General features: G+C 67.8%; 11 protein-coding genes. 4 read left to right on the top strand and 7 right to left on the bottom strand.

Features of this window, described 5'->3' with window-relative positions; translation table 11 throughout:
* The first annotated feature begins 926 nt into the window (after nt 1-926).
* A complete protein-coding gene (locus F5972_RS11060; protein ID WP_150933348.1) occupies nt 927-2,261 on the top strand; it encodes a tyrosine-type recombinase/integrase in 1,335 nt (444 codons plus the stop codon).
* A gap of 174 nt (nt 2,262-2,435) precedes the next feature.
* Here F5972_RS11060 and F5972_RS11055 read toward each other — a convergent pair whose 3' ends face one another.
* Entirely contained in the window at nt 2,436-3,293 is an 858-nt protein-coding gene (locus tag F5972_RS11055; RefSeq protein ID WP_150933347.1) for a thermonuclease family protein, read from the bottom strand.
* A gap of 276 nt (nt 3,294-3,569) precedes the next feature.
* On the opposite strand from F5972_RS11055, the gene F5972_RS38005 reads away from it, so the two are divergent.
* From F5972_RS38005 to F5972_RS11040, 3 genes are all read left to right on the top strand, one after another.
* Complete coding sequence (locus tag F5972_RS38005) at nt 3,570-3,848, top strand: hypothetical protein (RefSeq protein WP_225311341.1); 279 nt, start codon at nt 3,570-3,572, stop codon at nt 3,846-3,848.
* Nucleotides 3,849-4,202: 354 nt separating this feature from the next.
* On the top strand, nt 4,203-4,463 hold the full coding sequence (locus F5972_RS11045; protein ID WP_150933346.1) for a hypothetical protein: 261 nt from the start codon (nt 4,203-4,205) through the stop codon (nt 4,461-4,463).
* A 276-nt stretch (nt 4,464-4,739) separates the two neighbouring features.
* Complete coding sequence (locus tag F5972_RS11040; RefSeq protein WP_150933345.1) at nt 4,740-5,444, top strand: hypothetical protein; 705 nt, start codon at nt 4,740-4,742, stop codon at nt 5,442-5,444.
* Here the strand turns inward: F5972_RS11040 and F5972_RS11035 are convergent.
* The 6 genes from F5972_RS11035 to F5972_RS11010 all read right to left on the bottom strand — a co-directional run bounded on the left by F5972_RS11035 (nt 5,431) and on the right by F5972_RS11010 (nt 16,999).
* Nucleotides 5,431-11,697, bottom strand: a complete 6,267-nt coding sequence (locus tag F5972_RS11035; protein ID WP_150933344.1) for an ATP-binding protein — start codon at nt 11,695-11,697, stop codon at nt 5,431-5,433. The genes F5972_RS11040 and F5972_RS11035 overlap by 14 nt on opposite strands.
* A 379-nt stretch (nt 11,698-12,076) precedes the next feature.
* Complete coding sequence (ssb, locus tag F5972_RS11030) at nt 12,077-12,598, bottom strand: single-stranded DNA-binding protein (protein WP_225311340.1); 522 nt, start codon at nt 12,596-12,598, stop codon at nt 12,077-12,079.
* A 361-nt stretch (nt 12,599-12,959) separates the two neighbouring features.
* A complete protein-coding gene (locus F5972_RS11025) occupies nt 12,960-13,142 on the bottom strand; it encodes a hypothetical protein (RefSeq protein WP_150933343.1) in 183 nt (60 codons plus the stop codon).
* A 408-nt stretch (nt 13,143-13,550) separates the two neighbouring features.
* Nucleotides 13,551-14,699, bottom strand: a complete 1,149-nt coding sequence (locus F5972_RS11020; protein WP_150933342.1) for a DUF932 domain-containing protein — start codon at nt 14,697-14,699, stop codon at nt 13,551-13,553.
* Nucleotides 14,700-14,789: 90 nt separating this feature from the next.
* Nucleotides 14,790-16,397, bottom strand: coding sequence for a ParB/RepB/Spo0J family partition protein (locus F5972_RS11015; protein WP_150933341.1), 1,608 nt, complete (start codon nt 16,395-16,397; stop codon nt 14,790-14,792).
* 143 nt (nt 16,398-16,540) lie between these two features.
* A complete protein-coding gene (locus tag F5972_RS11010; protein WP_150933340.1) occupies nt 16,541-16,999 on the bottom strand; it encodes a single-stranded DNA-binding protein in 459 nt (152 codons plus the stop codon).
* Nucleotides 17,000-17,267 lie beyond the last annotated feature (268 nt).

Below are 17,267 nucleotides of genomic sequence, written 5' to 3'. Positions count from 1 at the left end.
TCAACCGGCTCAAACGCCACCGGGCCGTCGCCACCCGCTACGACAAGCTCGCCGTGCGCTACGAAGCCACGATCCTCGTCGCCGCACTCAACGAATGGCTCTGATCGACTTTGATACAGGCCCTAGGTGGTCCTCACCGTGGCGCAGACGGAGTTCGTGCAAGTGCCTGAACGACGGCCGCGATCAGCGCCAGTAGCGCGACACCCGCGATCGTACGTTGGATGCGGCGAACAGCGTGATTGCTCGGCTCCCTCACCGCTCAGCCCTCCCGACCAGGGAGAAGGAGTGTGGTGGACGCCGCGAAGGGCATTTTCGTATCGAGGGTGTCCCCCCTCCGAATTGAACACCCACGTAATGGATCCCGACCGTCCTCGCAGGCACGGGGACGGCGCCCCGCCGCGCAGGCAGCATCCAAGGCGGACGTCGGATCTGACAACCTCAGTCACAGGGCTGATGAGACATACGCTGCTGCATGACCTGAGGGCCGAGAGATCGCTGTCTCTGTGATCAAGCTTTTCGACCTGCCGCCCATTTATACGAGAGCATCGTCCCTGGCCGTGGGCAGCCAGGGTGCCGGCGAGGCGGCGGCGGAGCCCGGATTCGGCGGGGATCCAGGCCGACTGACACCCGGTTCCCCGTCATCGATGACAGTCACTCAGTTAGTCACTCAACAGAAAAGGGCCCGTCTCACTGAAGAGATCTAGGCCCTTACCTGCTAAAACTCTGTCGGGACGGCGGGATTCGAACCCACGACCCCTTGACCCCCAGTCGCGTTTCGTCGTTCATTCGTCACCTTGTGCAATCGAGTCGCATGCGAGAAACTGCAGGCAGACGGCTTGATCGGCTGCCGAACTCTGTCGCCAGATCTCGATCTCTGACGCAGAGTACAGCAACAAATGAGCAACGGATGATCAAGGGGAGGATGCGTGGGCCACTCCTACAAGAGGGTCGGAGCGGACGGCAAGACCAGGTACACCGCGATCTACCGCGACATCCGAGGAAACCGGCACTCGGCCGGCACGTTCACGAGCAAGAAGGCGGCCGATAAGGCGTGGCAGGCGGCCGAGGCCAAGGTCGCCGAGGGACGCGTAGGAACCACCGCTCGCAGCCGCCAGACCTTCCAACGGTATGTCGAGGTGGAGTGGCTGCCCCATCACGTCATGGAGGCGACGACCCGCGAGGGGTACACCTACTCGATCTACGCCCACATCATGGACTGGTTCGGGCCGATGCGAATGATCGAGATTCTGCCCAGCGACGTGCGCGCCTGGGTCAAGGATCAGCAGAACCGCGGCCTCTCCCCCGCCACCATCCGGCTCAACAAGTCGATCCTCAGCGGCATCTTCACCACAGCCCTGAACGACCAGGTCACCTCCCTCCATCCATGTAAGGGGGTGAAGACGCCGACCGTGCCAAAGAAGCCGCTACGCATCGTCTCCCCTGAGGAGTTCGACAAGCTCTACTTCGCGCTGCCCACCGAGGAGGCCCGGCTCCTGGCCGAGAGTGCCATCGAGAGCGGCATGCGCTGGGGCGAGCTGACCGAGCTCCGGGTCAAGGACCTCGACGTGCTAAGCCGGATCGTCACCGTAAGCCGCACCGTGGTCGAGATCAATCCCAAGCATCATCCCGAGAGCAAGCGGTTTCTGATCAAGGAGTACCCGAAGGACAAGGAGTACCGCCGCTTCAAGCTCAGCGCCCAGATCGCCAGCAAGCTGAAGGCCTATATCGAGGACAACAAGCTCGAGCGCGACGACCTGCTGTTTGTCTATCAGCCCGAGGAATCAGCGCCGCCGCCCAAGCCGGAGCTGGCAGAGCACCTGGGCCTGACCGAGCCGAACGCTGCCGGACGGCGGTATCGGCATGGCACGCTCAGCGCGTACTCCGCGGGCAAGTGCCGCTGCGCGCACTGCAAGAACGCCTACGCCATTTACCGCGCCGAGCGCCGGTCCTCCGGCAAGGACAACCCGCGCCGGCCGCGCCGGTGGGACACCGACGGCCATATCCCCCGTCGCTGGTTCCGTGACCAGGTCTGGCGACCGGCCCTGGCAGCCTCAGGCCTGGAGTTCAAGGTCAAGATGCACGACCTCCGCCACGCCCACGCCTCCTGGCTGCTGGCCGGCGGTGCCGACCTTCAGGTGGTGAAGGAGCGCCTGGGCCACGGCAGCATCTCCACCACGGAGAAGTACCTTCACACCCTCCCCGACGCCGACGACACCGCCCTCGACGCCCTCGCCCGCACTCGGGCCCGATCTCGTCGATAGCGAGACCGCCGCCATCGGGTTCACGCGCAGCCTTGGTCCGGGGACGCGGGCGGCAACTGTCTGATCGAGGTTGCGCCCCAGCTGGCCGAGAAGGTGCGGTCGCCTTGCTGCGGCTGATCGCCGTTCGCGGGTTGAGGGCACGGAAAGATCCAGGCTTTCATCCTCAGCCATCGCTCATACGGTGATCGGCAGGTCCCTCGCCGCCTGTGTAAGGTCCTTTTCCCATATCCACAGTCGATGCTGCGGTGGTACCTGGTAGTAGCCGTAAACGCCAACCGAGGTCAAAGTGCGAAGGTCGACGCAGACGCGCTGGTAGGCGTCGCCGATCACCTCCTCAGGGGAGGTGAGGGTGCGGGTCCCGAGTTTGATCAGGGCCCTGTACTCATACCCGAGCAGCAGGTCCGGTCCGGCCTGCGCCCAGGCGCCGCGCTGCTCGGTCCAGGCTTTGTCGGCCTCGGTAAGCAGCAGGTTCAAATCCTTGGTTGGCGGGATGGACGGGTAGATCACAAACAGGGCGGCCCAACCCTGGGCGACCATGTCCAGGTTGAAGGTGCGCCGACGGGGGTCGTCGCGGGGCGGGAGCGGGTCGCTGGCGGTGCCGGCGTACCAGGGCGCGGTGTAGGCCAGCAGACGGCCCTTCGCCTCGACGAATTCTCCTGTGGCAATGACCGCCATCTTCTGCTGGCTGCCAGCTTCCCGCGTCAGCCGACTGTTGACCATGGCGGTGTGTGCCTCAGCAGCTGCCTGGCCTGCGGCCTGGTGCCGCTGCGCCGCATCGGGGGTGATCCGGGATATCAGGTAATCCCGCAGACCAGATGGCAGCGCCTCATAGGTGCCGTCCTGCAGCCGGGTCCGGGCCCGCTCCAGTGCCGTCTGCGCGGTCGCGGGGGCGCCGCCGTAGTGGGTCTCAGGGGTGTCGATGGACACCATCCGCACGGCCATCGCGATGTTGGGGGTGTCCCCGTCAGTCACCGATAAGAACCGGTGGTCGTTGGCTGGTCGGCTGGGACCGGTGAAGCCGAGCTCGACCATGCCTGGTACTCCTTCACCATTCGGCGGATGTGCCGTCGATAGAACATCGGGCCTCGACTGGTCACCGTTCCACATCCTCTCCTGGACGCCCTGGCAAATTTGTCCCTCCGCTGACTGATGACAGCGCGGTCGACTGCCGTGCAGCCGCCGTGGCACTGCGCGCTCTGATCAGCGAACGACTACTCATACCTCCGAGGCCGAGGCCGAGGCAGACGCAGGCGCAGGCGCGGTGCTCCGCCCGCGTCGCCGGCAGGTTTCCGAGATTTCGATCGCGCGATGGTCTGCGCATACGCCTCGCTCACCCGCGACGTCCGGTCCGTCACCTGGCGCGTCACGCCGTACGCCGACGCGGCCGGCGTGCTCGACATGAGCACCGGGCTCGCCTACCCCGATAAGGCCGAGCGCGTCCGGCGCGATCCGCACCTGCGACGAGCGCAGTCCGTTGGGCGCGGCTCGTCCACCGCGGCGGCCGATTCCCGGGGAGCGTCGCAGACAACGTCGCCGCCTGGCACGCCCGCCATGGCGATCCGCACCAGGCGTCGGGGAACTGCATGACGGCAACGCCGCACGTCCCGATCACAATCAACGTCGGATGCGTGGGCGAGCCCGACCCTGCCCCGGAGCTGCTGCGCCGCGAGGACCTGTACGGCTTCGCCTGCGCCACGCCCTGCCCGAGTACAGCAACGGTAGCGCCGGCTACGCCAACTACGCGCTCATCGGCGCGACCGCCATCCTCCCCGCAGGCAAGCAGCTCACCTCGCTCGGCATCGGAGTCTACGGCGCCGCCCAGGGCAGCCAGCTCGGCGGGGAATCCCGCCAGCCATCTACGACCGCAACACCGGCTCCCTGCTCGGCAAGACCGCCGACAAGCCGACCCTCTACACCAAATCCGGGTGCGGTGGGCGCAGCTTGAGCAGTCGGTTCCGGTGGCGCAGGACGACCGCTTCATCTGGCTCTTCGCCCAGATCCCCACGCTCGCCGGGTCGGGAGCTGCCGCAGTTCCTCACGGTCGGCGGATACCTCCCGGAGCTGACCAACAACTTCTGGGTGAACCGGACCGTCTTCGTGGAGAACCGGGGCAGCCTCCCGGCGCGCCGGGACGACACGCTCTCCTTCACGCCCTCGGCCTCCATGTACGCCCTGGCCGGGTCCAGCGGCGCGATCCTGTAGCAGTAACTGCAGTAGCAGAGCTGCCGGGTCAGGCATGGCCGCCATGACCCTTGATAGTCACCGACCTGGAGTGTCTCGGCATGGGCGCTGCCGTCACGGTTCGCGTCGTCTGTGGATTAGACAGATGTCCATGGGAACTCTCTTCGTTGCCAGCGAGTCCGAACCGTCGATCTCTCTACGCCCATCAGCGTTCCGCCTCAACTGGCTCCGCGCCGCTCAATCGGTCGTTTCCCGCACTGTGGCATCTGCCTTGGGAGAGTCGTTCGACGCCGTCCCGTGCGGTTCACTGTCGGCCTCCACGTGTTTGTTGTTCTTGCCGACACCAGAAATGAGATCCAAGATGGTTTGACGGTAGTCGTCGGCAAGAACGGCGAGCGGGTGAAGTGGGGCAGGTTCGGCATCGTCCGGGCCGGCACCCCCAGCGTCGGTCGTCTCCCCAGTGGCGATAACAGGTTGGCGGGCCTGTTGCCTCATCCACGCGTGAAGACGGTCGAGGCGCCGTTCAGCCGTCGCGGCGCGGGTCAGCATGGCGACCTCGTCCGGGGTGAGCATTTCGCCGAACGCGGCGAGCCAACTCTCCTCGAGGTTCTCCTCGCCAACGATGACGAGGTCGACGAGCGCCGCCAGGATGCGGTGGTGAAGGTCCTGGAGTTGGTCGAGAACGGTGCCTCGCTGCCAGAGGGGACCGTCGAGGTCGGAGACGCCATTCAGGAGTTCGACGAGCCTCGCGGCGCGAGGCGGGGGCCATCCCGAAGGCCAGGACGAGCGATGGTCCCAAAGTTGGAGGATTCCCGTGCGAGCGTCGGCGGCCCGGGCGGCGGCGTCCGGTTCCCCGGCCGCTTTGGCCTGTTCGGCGGCGTGGATGAGTCCAGCGGTGTGGTGGGCGAGCCATCGGGTGAGAGTGTTGTTCGTTCGAGCTTCGCCGAGGTCTTCGAGGATTTGCTCGCCAAAGCGGACGACGGGGTCCTCATCTGCCAGTGATGTGGCCTTCAGGGGTGATGAGGTAGACGCGGCTTCGGGGGAATCGGTAGTCGCCGACTGTAGCGGAACGACGGTGTCGTCCAATTTGGACCTCCACGATGAGGGTCATGCCGGTCTTGGAGAGGAATCGCAGCAGCGGCTCTGTCGCGACATGGAGGCGGTAGCCGGAGGAGGTGTCGGCGTTGGTGTCGTCGGTCCTGCGATCGGCCCATTGGATGGTGCGTGCGATCTCCGCGCCGTCGCCAAGGCGAAGGGCGGTCCCCTTAAGGTCCGGGGCTGCGCCGGTCGTCTGACGGAATAAGCGACCGGGCAGAGGACACTCCGCGTGCAGGTCGTAGGCGTACGGGTCGTGCTCGTCCAGCCGGTCGCGGTCGCTGCGGGGGCCGGCGAGCCAGCCGCGCAGGACGAACGGGCCGTGGTGGACCTCGAATTCGCTCTCGTCTTCTTCTGGGAGCTTCCAGTCGGTCGGATTGGACGCTGCGGCGAGCGCCCGCTGAAGGTCGGCGGCGTACTCGGGGGCGACGAGCGCCGACCAGATAGAAGTCTTGCTGTAGGCGCCGGACCGGTTCACAGTGGTGTGGCCGGCGACGACGATTCTGTCGGGGACACGCCCGTCGACGAGGCCGAGCGCGTCATCGTAGTCCTTGTCCGCGGGGGTGTCCCAGTCATCGAGCGGCGGCAGGCGACCGAACAGGCCGGGTTCGGCCGGCACCGGGTGGCGGAGATCGGAAACCCAGGTGTTGACGCTGCTGGGAAGGTGCGGGACTAGCCAATCCCACCACGGATCTTCCGCGTCGTCGTACGGAGGGATGTGGATCGGCAGGCCAGCATCAAGGAGTTCACCCGCGACGACCATCATGGCGTGGTACTCCAGGTACAGGCGCAGGTTCTCCTCGGGAGGAATCGATCCGTGGCGATGCGACATCCGCCGGTAGGAATTCTGGTCGCGTAGTTCGCGGTCGTCGCGCCACCAGTCGTCTTCGGTCAGCCCCCACTTATCGAGAATCCAGCGCTCAGCACGGTCGGCAATCTCCTGGATCGGCCGGTTGAACGCGTGAGCGAGCGGCGTGTACCAGTAGGGGATGGTGTCGATGTCATCGAACCGGTAGCGGCGCCCGTTGGGCAGCCAGCGGTTCTCGCTTCTGTTGCCGTTGGTGCGTTGGATGGGGGTGGCAGGCTGGTTCGCTGCCCGGAGCAGGTCGCTGTCAGGGCCGGGGGGGTCGGCGAGCGCCAGTGCGGTCTGACGGGCGAGTTCGCGGATTTGGACGTGCGGGAACTCGCGGCTGGTCGCATGCTGGATCAAGTCGGACAGGTGGGCGGTGAGCACGCTGGGGCGTTCAGCGGCGACGCGCTGCAGGGCGACCAGTAGTCCGGCAGCGGCTGACATGCGGTAAAAGAGCAGCGTCGAATCTCGGAACGGCCCGGCGTCGGTGCGGTCCAGACAGGCGACGAGCTTGCCCGCGAACTGGCGGGCATCGGCAGGTGCGGCGTGCGTTAGGAGGTCACGCACGGCGTGAGCGGCACGCCAGCGGATCGCCCGGCGTGGATGACCGAATGCGCTCCACAGCAGAAGGGTTACCGGATCGGCTGGGGGAGTTGCCGCAGCGGCTTCATCGTCTCCGGCGGTGGGGAGGCGGTCGTCGAGCAGGGCGATCACGGCTTCGGCGGCACCGTCACGATCACACAGTCGGCCAAGGAGCGCAGCGATGTTCTGCCAGCCGAACGGGGTCAGGTGAGGCCGTGCACCAGGAAGTGCGGTGAGGACAGCGCGCCGAATGGCGTCGTCATCGGCGAACATACGGAGCTGCTCGAGCAGCGCGTCTGTTTTCTGCCACCAGGCGAGGTCCCGCAGATGCCCGGTCAGCAGCGCCGGGAGCGCGGTGTCGGCCCACTCCTTGACGCCGGGCCAGCGACGCCATTGCGTGAGGCAGTGAGCCAGCACCGGGAGAATGGTCTGGACGTTGGCCAGGTGGCAGAGGCCAGCCACCGCCGCGAGCATCGCCACCCGGTCCTGGGGACTGACGGACAACGCCACTCTGGTGATGAAGTCACGCATCCGCTCGCCGTACACGCCCGCTTTGGCGAGCTCCGCGACATCATCGGCGAGTTTGGTCATGCTGGAGCCGGACGGATTGACCTCCGAGGGCCGTTCGTTCGCCGATAGGTCCAGGCCAGGCCATCGCTCGTCCGTGTCAGAGCCGTCGAGGCCCAGCCGTGCGACCGGCTCCAGGCCGGACCTGATGGGCCCGTCGAGACCGCGCTCTGCCGCCCAATCAAGGAGCTGCATGGCCAAGGCGGGCTGGGCACGGGCGGGCACGTCACGGCGGATCCAGTCAACGGTGTGCTTCAGCTCGACCCGGGCGCCGGCGATACCTGACGCGTCTTTCCTCAGCTCGTCGATGATGGCCAGGCGATACTCCAGGCGGGCGTTGTCGTCCTCGACAAGGTGGGCGAGCCCCAGTGCCTGGGCACCCGGGACTCCGCCTCCCTTAACGGCCCCGACCAGGGCCCGAGGCAGCGTCTCGGACAGCCGGATTCGTCCCTCGTCGTCCCACCGGCTCACGACCGCCAGCGCGACCCCGGCGCTGATGCGACCCGCGGCCCCGGCGACGATCTCGTACGGGACGACCCCACCATCGGAGACATACAACGCGACGGTCTCCGCCGCACGGACGAGCCGGGCAGCGACTGCCGGCCGATCGGCGGCACTGATCACGGCACGGTCGGCGAGGTCGGCGTACACCGACAGCAGGCGGGCGGCATCATCGTTGATTCCGGTCGCCGCATCGACCGCCTGATGGAACAGCTGTCTGCCCAGCTCGGGCGCGAACTCGTCGGCGATGTCGGCGGCGTCGGCAAGCAACTCCAGTCGCTCCGCCGCCGGGTACGTGCCCGCCTGCACATGCTCCACAGCCCGCCCGCACAGGTCGATGGCCAGACCGGTATGTCCGCCTGGAAAGGCGACGCGAGCCGCCAGGTCCAGCCACAGTGCGGGCGCGGCGCTCCCCAGCAGCGCAGGGGCCGCGTTGGCCAACCGGCCGATCAGACTGAGGTCAGCGGCAGCATCGACGATCGCGTCGGCGGCGAGCGCCGCCCATGCACGGTAGGAGGTGTCGAAGGTGAACCAACGATGCCCGGCCTTCTCGGTACGTTCGGCGAGTCCGGCGACAACGAACGCGGTGACCTCATCGCGGTCCGCCTCACCAATGGCACAGCGGGTGGCAAGCAGGGCTGCCGGTAGCAGGGGTTGCACCATCTCGGCCCACTCACGCCGGTCATGAGCGCGGGAATCGTCAAACGTCTGCTTCCTGATGTCCTTATCTTCCGGCTGCAGCGACGGTGGAACCAGGTCGTCGACGGTGATCTCGGTTCCGCCAAGTACGGCGGCGACCGCGTGGCAGCGGAGGGTGGTGACACCAGCCTCATTGCCGTTGTTGAAAGCCCAGCGGTGAGGAGGCAGCGGGCGGGCCCAGTGCTCGGCAAGCGCTGCAGCCGCCTGCCGGTCGCCGTGTCGCGCGGCGACGGCGATCAGTCGAAGATGCCAGGGTTTCGCGTTCCCCGGATCTTCGGCGAGAACTGCGGCGATCACCTCGTCGAGCCAGTCGCGGTCGGGTGCAATAGCGGGCTCGGCGGCATATGCCAGGAAAGGTGCCTGTAGCGCGGCTGGGACATTCTGCGCACGCAGGGCGTCCCGGACCGGTCCTGGCCCGACCTCGGCGGCGATCTCTGCGGCCAGTGCCGCCGCTATATCGGGCATGGGCTTCGCGGCCTTCCACCTCGATGGTGGCGCCAGTGGCGCCGCCATGTCGGGCGCAGACCTCGCGGACTTCCACCTCAATAGTTCACGAACGGCCGCTTCCATCCCGTCAAGCCTGTATCGGGCTTCGGCAGCGGACGCCACGTCGTGCGCATGCAGGCTCCAGCCGTGGGTTTTCTCCGCTCCCTCGGCCTTCCGTCGGCGGAGCCACGCATCGGCGCGATCCAGTTCCGCACGCGCATCCGCATGCCGGGCCGGGTCACGGGCCAACACCGCAGCCACCCGCATCTGCGTGGGCGCGTGCCACTCATCGTCGGAGGTCGGACGCCGTGCATGCTGGCGCAGGATGTCAATGTCGGTGTGCCGTACGACCAGGTCGAAGTGGGACTTGACCAGGGACGACAGTGTGTCGAGCCGGGACGCGGTGTCGCATCCACGGACTGCCACACGAACCGCGGCCGCGGCACTGCCGGTCGTTGCGGCGGCGTGTGCGGCCAGGTCGAGCCGTCGGCCCTGCACCTGGGCGCGCCGAAACCCATCAGGGATCGCCTCCGGCCAGTCCTCACTAAGCACAAGTGTCAGCACGTCGTCCAGCCGGCCCGCCTCAAAGAGGTGATCGGCGACATGCGCTGCCGCGTCCGCGTCGCTGATCCGGGTGGTCAGGAACATCTCCGCGAGCCGATCGTGTGCCGCGATCACATCCGCCGAGTCGACGCGGTCCCGCACGTACGTCTCGAAGTCCTCGTCGCGGAACTGGATTGCCCCATCCACCAAGGTGACACCGGGAGCAAGCCCGCATGCGAACGCGACGACAGCCGTCGGATTCACGCTGAGCGCGGCAGCCAGAGTGGTGATGCTTATCGGGCGGCTGAGCGCGAGCATGGTCCCGAGCCACCGCCGCCCACCCGCGTCGGCACCGCTCACCTGCAGCGCCGACTCAAGCAGCCCCTGAAACAGGGGCTCGGGGGTGCGGGCACAGGCCTTCAGCAGGGCTGGCATCTCCCACTTGTTCGTCTCGGCACGGTCCAGCGCGTAGTACTGGGCCCGGGGGTTCCCGTCCGTCCGTTGATGAAACGCGGCCGCGTCCTCAAGTGAGGCGTCTGGCCGATAACGCCGCAGGTGCGCAGTCGATGTCGTCTGGTCGAATGGCTCCAGTTCCACCTGAGGTGCGCCGGACGCATCCAATGACTTCACCCGGTGGCTTCGTGCGGTGAGCACAACCGTGACGCGCGACGGCAGCGGCAGCCCCACAAGCCCGGCTAGGAATCCGAGGTCGCCCCTCTTGTGGGCTGCGAAAGCCGCGTTGTCCGCCGCGTCCACCGCCAGGACGAGGACAGCACCCGGGTCGAGTGCTTTGACAGCGTCTTCCAGCGCGCGGCGTAGCCGACGCCACAGCTCCTCGTCGGCCGCCGGCGGGCGGATGAGGAATGGGCTCCCGCACTGCCGGGCCAAGTCGTTGATCGTCTGTGTGATAAAGCGTTGCGGTGTGTGGCGCTCCTCGCCGGAACTGAGGTACTCACCGCCGCCGTAACAGTCGAACAGGGTAACCACCGACCCTGATGGCAGGTGGTCACCGAGTTGCCGGATTGCGGTCGTCTTCCCCGCGCCCGCCGGACCGTGCGCCACGATGGTCGCGCCCGGATGCGCGAGCAGCGTCTCCGCGATCGCGCGTGCGCCCGGTGCCGGCAGCGGATCACCCAACGGAGCCAGCCGGGCGGGCGCCGGATACAGATCCAGCGGATCGGCAAGGCCAAGCGCGGCCAGGACATCCTCGGCACGGATGCCTCGCCGCGGAGACTCAGGCAGAGCTTCCCCGCGGACCAGTTCAAACAACCGCAGGGCTGAGTCGTCATCTCGTCCCGGTGTGAGACTCGCCGTTCGAGCCCGGACGCCGCGGGCCAGTGCGGCCCGGCCGAGTGAGCCCGTCTGCGACAGGTCGAGAATCGCCAGGAAGTCACATACCTGCTCGCTGGTGAGCACCTGGCCGACAGCATCGGACAGCTTTTCGACCACGTCGGCGTGCTGCGGGTCCGTCAGGGCCTTGAGCAGTGCGGCGCGCCCCTGTCCGGAACGCCGTGAGCGCGCCCAGTCGGCAACTGCAGCGACGGCCTCTTGCACCAGCGGGTCGCCAGGCTGGTTGCTGACGAGACGGATGCGTACCTTGCGTTGGATTTCGCTTCGATCGAGCCTTTCGAGCAGCTTCGCATAGACGCCCGCGAGGTCCGCGATCACGGACCTTGTCGAGGACGAACTGCCGTTGGCCGCGCGTCTGGTCCGTTTCTTGCACAAGCGGCTGACGGTCCACGCCGTGCCCGGATGCTTGGTGCTGTACTTGAGCTGGGAGAGATGTACAGCAGAGGCATCCTTAAGAGTGTCTCCGCCGAAGTACTCGGCAACATCCACCGCCTCGTAGCCTTCGTCCGGGTCATCGACGCGGCTCAGACCTTCGATGACAACGAGTGCTTTATCTGTGCCGGGCTCTATCAGTTCCAGCACACGAGTCCCGGACCACCAGAAGTGGAAATCGTCCCCCGCGTTCGACTCTGGCGCTCCCAACCCTGCACTTCTCCTGGGGTCCCGTCGGGCGGACCGAAATCGATCTTTCGGCTTGAACCACCCTAGCTTGCCGCGACCTGAAGTTGCCCCGGTAATGTGAACAGGTCGGGGTTTGTGGTCATGCGGCTGGGCGGAACCAGCCGACGTACGCGTCCGATGCGTATGTGTAGCAGACCTCAGGCGTCGGCCGACGGCCAAGGGTGCTGCAAACGCACGTCGGCAGCCTGGGGGGCGCCGAACGCTACACCGCGCTCGTCGCCGACCTCGGCGACGGCTCCCCCGACGAGCCGGCATAAGACATGCATCCCCCGCAGAAATTTCACGTCGTGAGATCAGAAGGGATGCCCGGAACACCGCCAACCGGTGCCACAGGAGCCGAACCTGACAGGACGGGCGAGGACGAAGCAGCCGCGAATGCCCACGGATCGGTCGCTGAACGGGCTACGCTCTCCATCTGATCACCATCACCTGGAGCCTTGGTGACCTGGGCGGTGGCCCACCTCAGCGACGGGCCGACATCCTCGACATCGACCTCGAAGGCCGTGCGCCAGATGCCTTCCTTGTCTTCGTACCCGTGCTGCCGCAGCCGCCCGGTGACCACCACACGCGCCCCCTTGGTCAGCGACTCGGCGATGTTCTCGGCCAGCTGCCGAAACGCCGAACACCGCAGGAACAACGTGTCGCTATCGACCCACCGGTCCGCGGCCTTGTCATACGTCCGGCGCGACGCCGCGACGGTGAAGTTCACCACCGCGACGCCCTGCCGACTGAAGAACAGACGGGGGTCGGCGGTGAGGTTGCCGATCACGGTGATGCGGGTCTCTCCAACAGACATGATCATGCTCTCCTTGCAGCAGTTGGGATGGAACAGCAGTCACAGCCGGGCATGCGGTCAAGGCACGGACGGCCCAGTCGAGACAGCGGGACCGCCACTGTCCGATCTCCACGGGTGACCGAGTGCTCGGCAATTCCCCGACCCGGAGGTTCTAGGTGGCCTTGCGAGTGGAAGCCCCCGTCAGTTCACTGCACAACCCCTTCGGCAATCGCAAACGCACGGGAGCGCGCGGTTGAAGTGGAACTGTGAGTCGCCGACCAGGTACCGACGATGGTGATGGTCGTCTCGTTGGCCATCGGGTGTCCTCCGTTCGTGGGGTTGGATGCGTGAGGCGCGGGGGCGTGTGCCCCCGCGCCGGTGCCGTGCCCTACACCTTCCGGCCGGCGACGGTCGCCAGGCGCTGGGTCTCGATGGCCTCGGTGATGCAGTCCTGGCAGATCCAGCTGTGGTCGGCGCAGCGGAACAGCTGCTCGATCTGAGTCGTCTGTCCGCAGCGGCCGCAGGTGCTCAGGTCGGTCAGGCCGAGGGGGGTGTCGAGGGTGAGGGTCATGTCCTGCTCCTTGTCGCCGGGACCCGTGCCGGGGTCCGTGCCGTGTTCTGTTGAGGGAGGACTCGCAGGCGGAAAGGGAGGGAGGGCAACCGGGCGGCCCGCGCGGTCAAGATGTTTTGCGACAGCAAAAGATCTTGACCACGCGGGGTGAGCGAAGCGAAAGCCCGGTTGCGTGAACGACCGCGCCTGCGACACTGACCGACCAGAACACCGGGCACGGCCGAACCCGGTACAGCAGGGGACGCGGCAGGACATGACTCCTCGACACACGGTCCGTCGCGGTCCGCCGCCGACCCGTCCCCCGGCTGCAGACGACCTCGTCGATATGGCCCGCCTCCGCTTGAGGATGCGACGGGTCCCCGCTCGCCAGGAGCGCAACGGCACCCTTGCCGCAGAGGCGGGCAGTGGTCAGGCGCCAGCGGCGGCCAGGTGCAGAGCGCGCAGTGCCTGGGCCTCCATCTCGTGGGCGGTGTCGGCGTCGTCGATGGTCTGGGCGACGCTGGTGACGGCGTGCATCACCCCGCCAGCGGTGAGGTCGCCGCCGCGGATGAAGTGGCGCAGGATCTCGCGCTGCTGGTCGTCGGTGAAGCGCAGCTTGCTGGTGATCGCCTGGATGGTCTTGTCGGGGTCGGCGATCTCAGTACCCGCTGTGGCGGTAAGTTCGCGGATTTTGGTGGTGAGGTAGTCGGTGTCGAGGAAGGTGGTGATGGCGTCGCGGGTCTGGGCGGTGATCAGCTGAAGGTTCTTGTCCTGGGTGTCGCTGCTCCACCGGACCGCGCTGCCGCCGTCGTCGAGGCGGCCGCCGAGGTGGACGTGGCGGTGGGCGTCGGCGGTGATGGTCATGCCGTTGCGGCAGACCTGCACCAGCAGGCGCGGGGTGATGGTGAACGCGCCGCAGCCGGTCTCGCTGTTGCTGATCACGAATCCGGCGAATACCAGCGGGTTGTCGGCGCCGGCGGCGCCGGTGAACGGGCTGCGGTAGTTCTTCAGCAGCTCGGGGGCCAGGGCGGCGACCTGCTCGCACACCACCCGCACGTACATCCTGCGCTCGGTCAGGTCGCACCCATCGATGTCGATGTCGACCCCGGCCAGCCGTACGCCGTCCAGGGCGGCCATGAGCACGTCCAGGTTGTCGATGATTTTGTAGCGGTCGGACAGGAACGCCCGCGCGACCCCGGGGGCGTCACCGGTGCCGCGCACGCCGCGCAGCAGGAAACGGCGGTCGTCGGAGCGCAGCCAGGTGTTGATGTTGGCCTCGTACAGGGCGGGCTGGTGGGCGCGCAGGCGCCGAAGATACGGCAGGGGGATGCCGAGCTTGTCGGCCAGGCCCTGGTCGCAGATCTCGGTCGGCAGATAGAGGCCCGTGCTGTCGCTCACCCCGGCCTCCGACAGCACGGGCGGGGTGTCGATCAGCTGCAGGTGCGTGCCGGCCGCGCGGATCTGCGCGGCGGTGACCGGGACGTCGACCTTGCGGGCGTGCTGGTCGCGCAGCAGCGCGTGCAGTTCGGCCAGGCCGGCGTTGCGGGCGGTCAGCGGAACAGGAGCGACGGTGCTCATCAGCGGTTCCTTCCATGCGAGATGAACAAGGCCCGGCCTGGTGGCCGGGCCTATCGGGTTCAGGTGCGGTGATGTGGTGGGGCGAGCGGGTCAGGCGGCCGCCGGGTACGGGGCGCCGTCGCCGGCGTCGGGATCGGTCCGCGGGTCTGCGCAGGCGTCGGCGTCCTGCGGCACGGCGGTGCTCGTCTCCTCCGCGCCGGGCTGCTGCGGCGGTTCGCCGGCGTCGGGCGCCTGCTCGGGCTCGAGCTCCTCGGCGGGGGCGTCACCGCGGTACGCAAGGCCGTCGATGACCGCCTGCTCGATCGGTGTCGGCTGATAGCCGAGCTCCACGAGCAGGGACAGGTAGGCGCGTGCGTCCGGGCGGCTGACCGCGCCGGTCCGGTCGTGCCGCCAGATGTAGCGGGCCGAGTCCGGGACGGTCATCTGATGCTCATACGCCACGGCGATCGGTGCCAGGGCCAGCAGCGGCAGCCGCCCCGGCCGGACCATGGCGGTGCTCGCCGTATCGATGGTTCCGGCCAGCTTCGCCCACACGGTGGTGTGCCGAGCGCCGGTGAGTTTGTCCCGCAACGGGGCGGGCATCTCCACCATCTGCCGGGCGACCCAGGCCAGCACCGGTTTGGGTGCGGTGGCGCGGGCCAGCAGGGCGGCCACCCACTCTTGCCGCACGGTCGCGCTGGCCTTCCATGCCCGGTTGCCCTCGATGACCAGCTTCCGCTCGAGCTCGTTACCCTTGGCCGGCGCGGCCGATCCGACGGCGCAAGCGCCCGGCGCTTCCGGTGCTTCCGGCGGCGCGTAGCCGTGCCGTTCCGGGCTGGTGCAGTAGGCCAGCGGCGTGGGCGTGCCCCGGCTGCGCAGGAACACCCCGTGCCCCTCGCAGGTGGTGTGCGTGTCGGGGTCGAAGCCCTCTACGATATCGGCCAAGCGGATGAGGGTGAGCGCCCCGGACGGGATGTCGTCGCTCACGCGGATTCCGGCCTGTTCCAGCTCGGCGCGCACCCGGGCGCGCTCGGCAGCCTCAGCCCGCTCGGTGCGTATGTACTCGACCGCGTAGCGGACCTTGTGTCCCCAGCCGACCCTCTGGTGGATCTCCGCCAGCGCGTCTTCGTCGCCGTCGAACTCAGCCAGCAGCGCCAGGTCCTCCAGCGTCCAGTCGTAGTTCATCTGCTGGACGGCCCGACGAGTCGTCGCCGACAGCCGTCCCACGGTGATGGCCCCCGCGACCTCTTCGCGGGTGCGACCGGTGAGCTTGCGGATGCGGGTACGGCTGGCCCCAGCCTCATTTGCCGCGAACAGCGCCTGGGCCTGCTCGAACGCGGTCAGCCCACGCCGGAACTCGTCGTCGTTCTCGACCACCATGTCGATGAACTGGCCGGCACGGTCGCCGGCCTTGGCCAGATCAATTAGGCACAGCAGGTCGGGCAGCTGCTGGTGGCGGGCGGCGGCCAGGCGCCGGTTGCCCTTGGTCACCCAGAACCGATAGCCCTCCCCCTCCCCTCGCGGGTGGTCATCGGGGATCGGAACGACGTGCACGGCGACCTGCTGCTCGGCTGCCAGCGATCGGCAGAACGCGTCAGTCAGTGCGTAGTCGGCCCGGACGTTCCCGGGATGGTGATCGAGCAACTCCAAGGGGATGTGTGCCAGGCGGACCTGCTCGGTCTCGCGCAGACCGTTCTCCCAGTCGGCTGTTTCAGGCATACGAGCTCCTTGTTGGTGTAGCGGACAGGAATAAGAGGGGAGGGCCGATGGCGTGCCGTCTCGGCACGCCGCGGCGCGATGGCATCCGTGCTGATGACGGGGGTGCGGGCGGCCCGATCCAAGGCCGCCCGCAACAGGTCGGATCAGGCGGCCAGCGGGGTTGCGGGCCCGTCCACGGCCGCGGAGGCGCCCTGGGCCAGACGGCGGGGCGCGGCCGCGACCGGCCAGGCGGCCTGTTCCTCGCGCACCGGGTTGTAGCGGGTGGCCAGCCCCAGATCGGTGGCGATCACCTTGACCGCCGCCCGCACGACCGGCTTGCCCTCGCGGTTCTTGGTCTCGTAGGTGCGGGGCATCAGGTCACAGCCCCAGGCCATAACCAGGTGGCCCTTGCGGTAGGACTCGTGGGCGCGGATCGCGGCGACCCCGTAGACGACGACCTCCACCTGGCGGGTGGGGACGTAGGTCGAGCCGTCGCGGCGCGGGGTGGGCGGCCCGTTGACCTCCAGCACCGCCGACCACATGGCCGGCGCCTCATGATCGGAGGCGAAAAAGCGCGGATCGTAGGCGATCCTGCCGGTCAGGCTGATGTGGATGTCGAGCACGGGTCCTCCCCCTCATCGGCGGCCCCCGGGTTGGGGACCTGGTGTCTGAGGCCGGGGGGAGCCGCCCTGCGGCGGCGTCCCCGTTCCGGCGAGGAGCGGACGTCGCGACGGCGTGACCGGAGCTGCAACCCGGGTGGTGGCGGGATTTCAAGATGTTTTGCGCAGCAAAAGATCTTGAAATCCCGCCACTCGCCCACCGCGGCCGCGGTGAAACGCGGGCGAGAACCCGGGTTGCGGCGACGGGCTAAGCCGGCGCATAGTCAGCCGC

Origin of the sequence: Microbispora cellulosiformans (assembly GCF_008728085.1) — a bacterium.
Taxonomy (GTDB): Bacteria; Actinomycetota; Actinomycetes; order Streptosporangiales; family Streptosporangiaceae; genus Microbispora; species Microbispora amethystogenes.
Note: the sequence above shows the minus strand (reverse complement) of the source record. Positions and strands in the feature narration are given on the sequence as shown.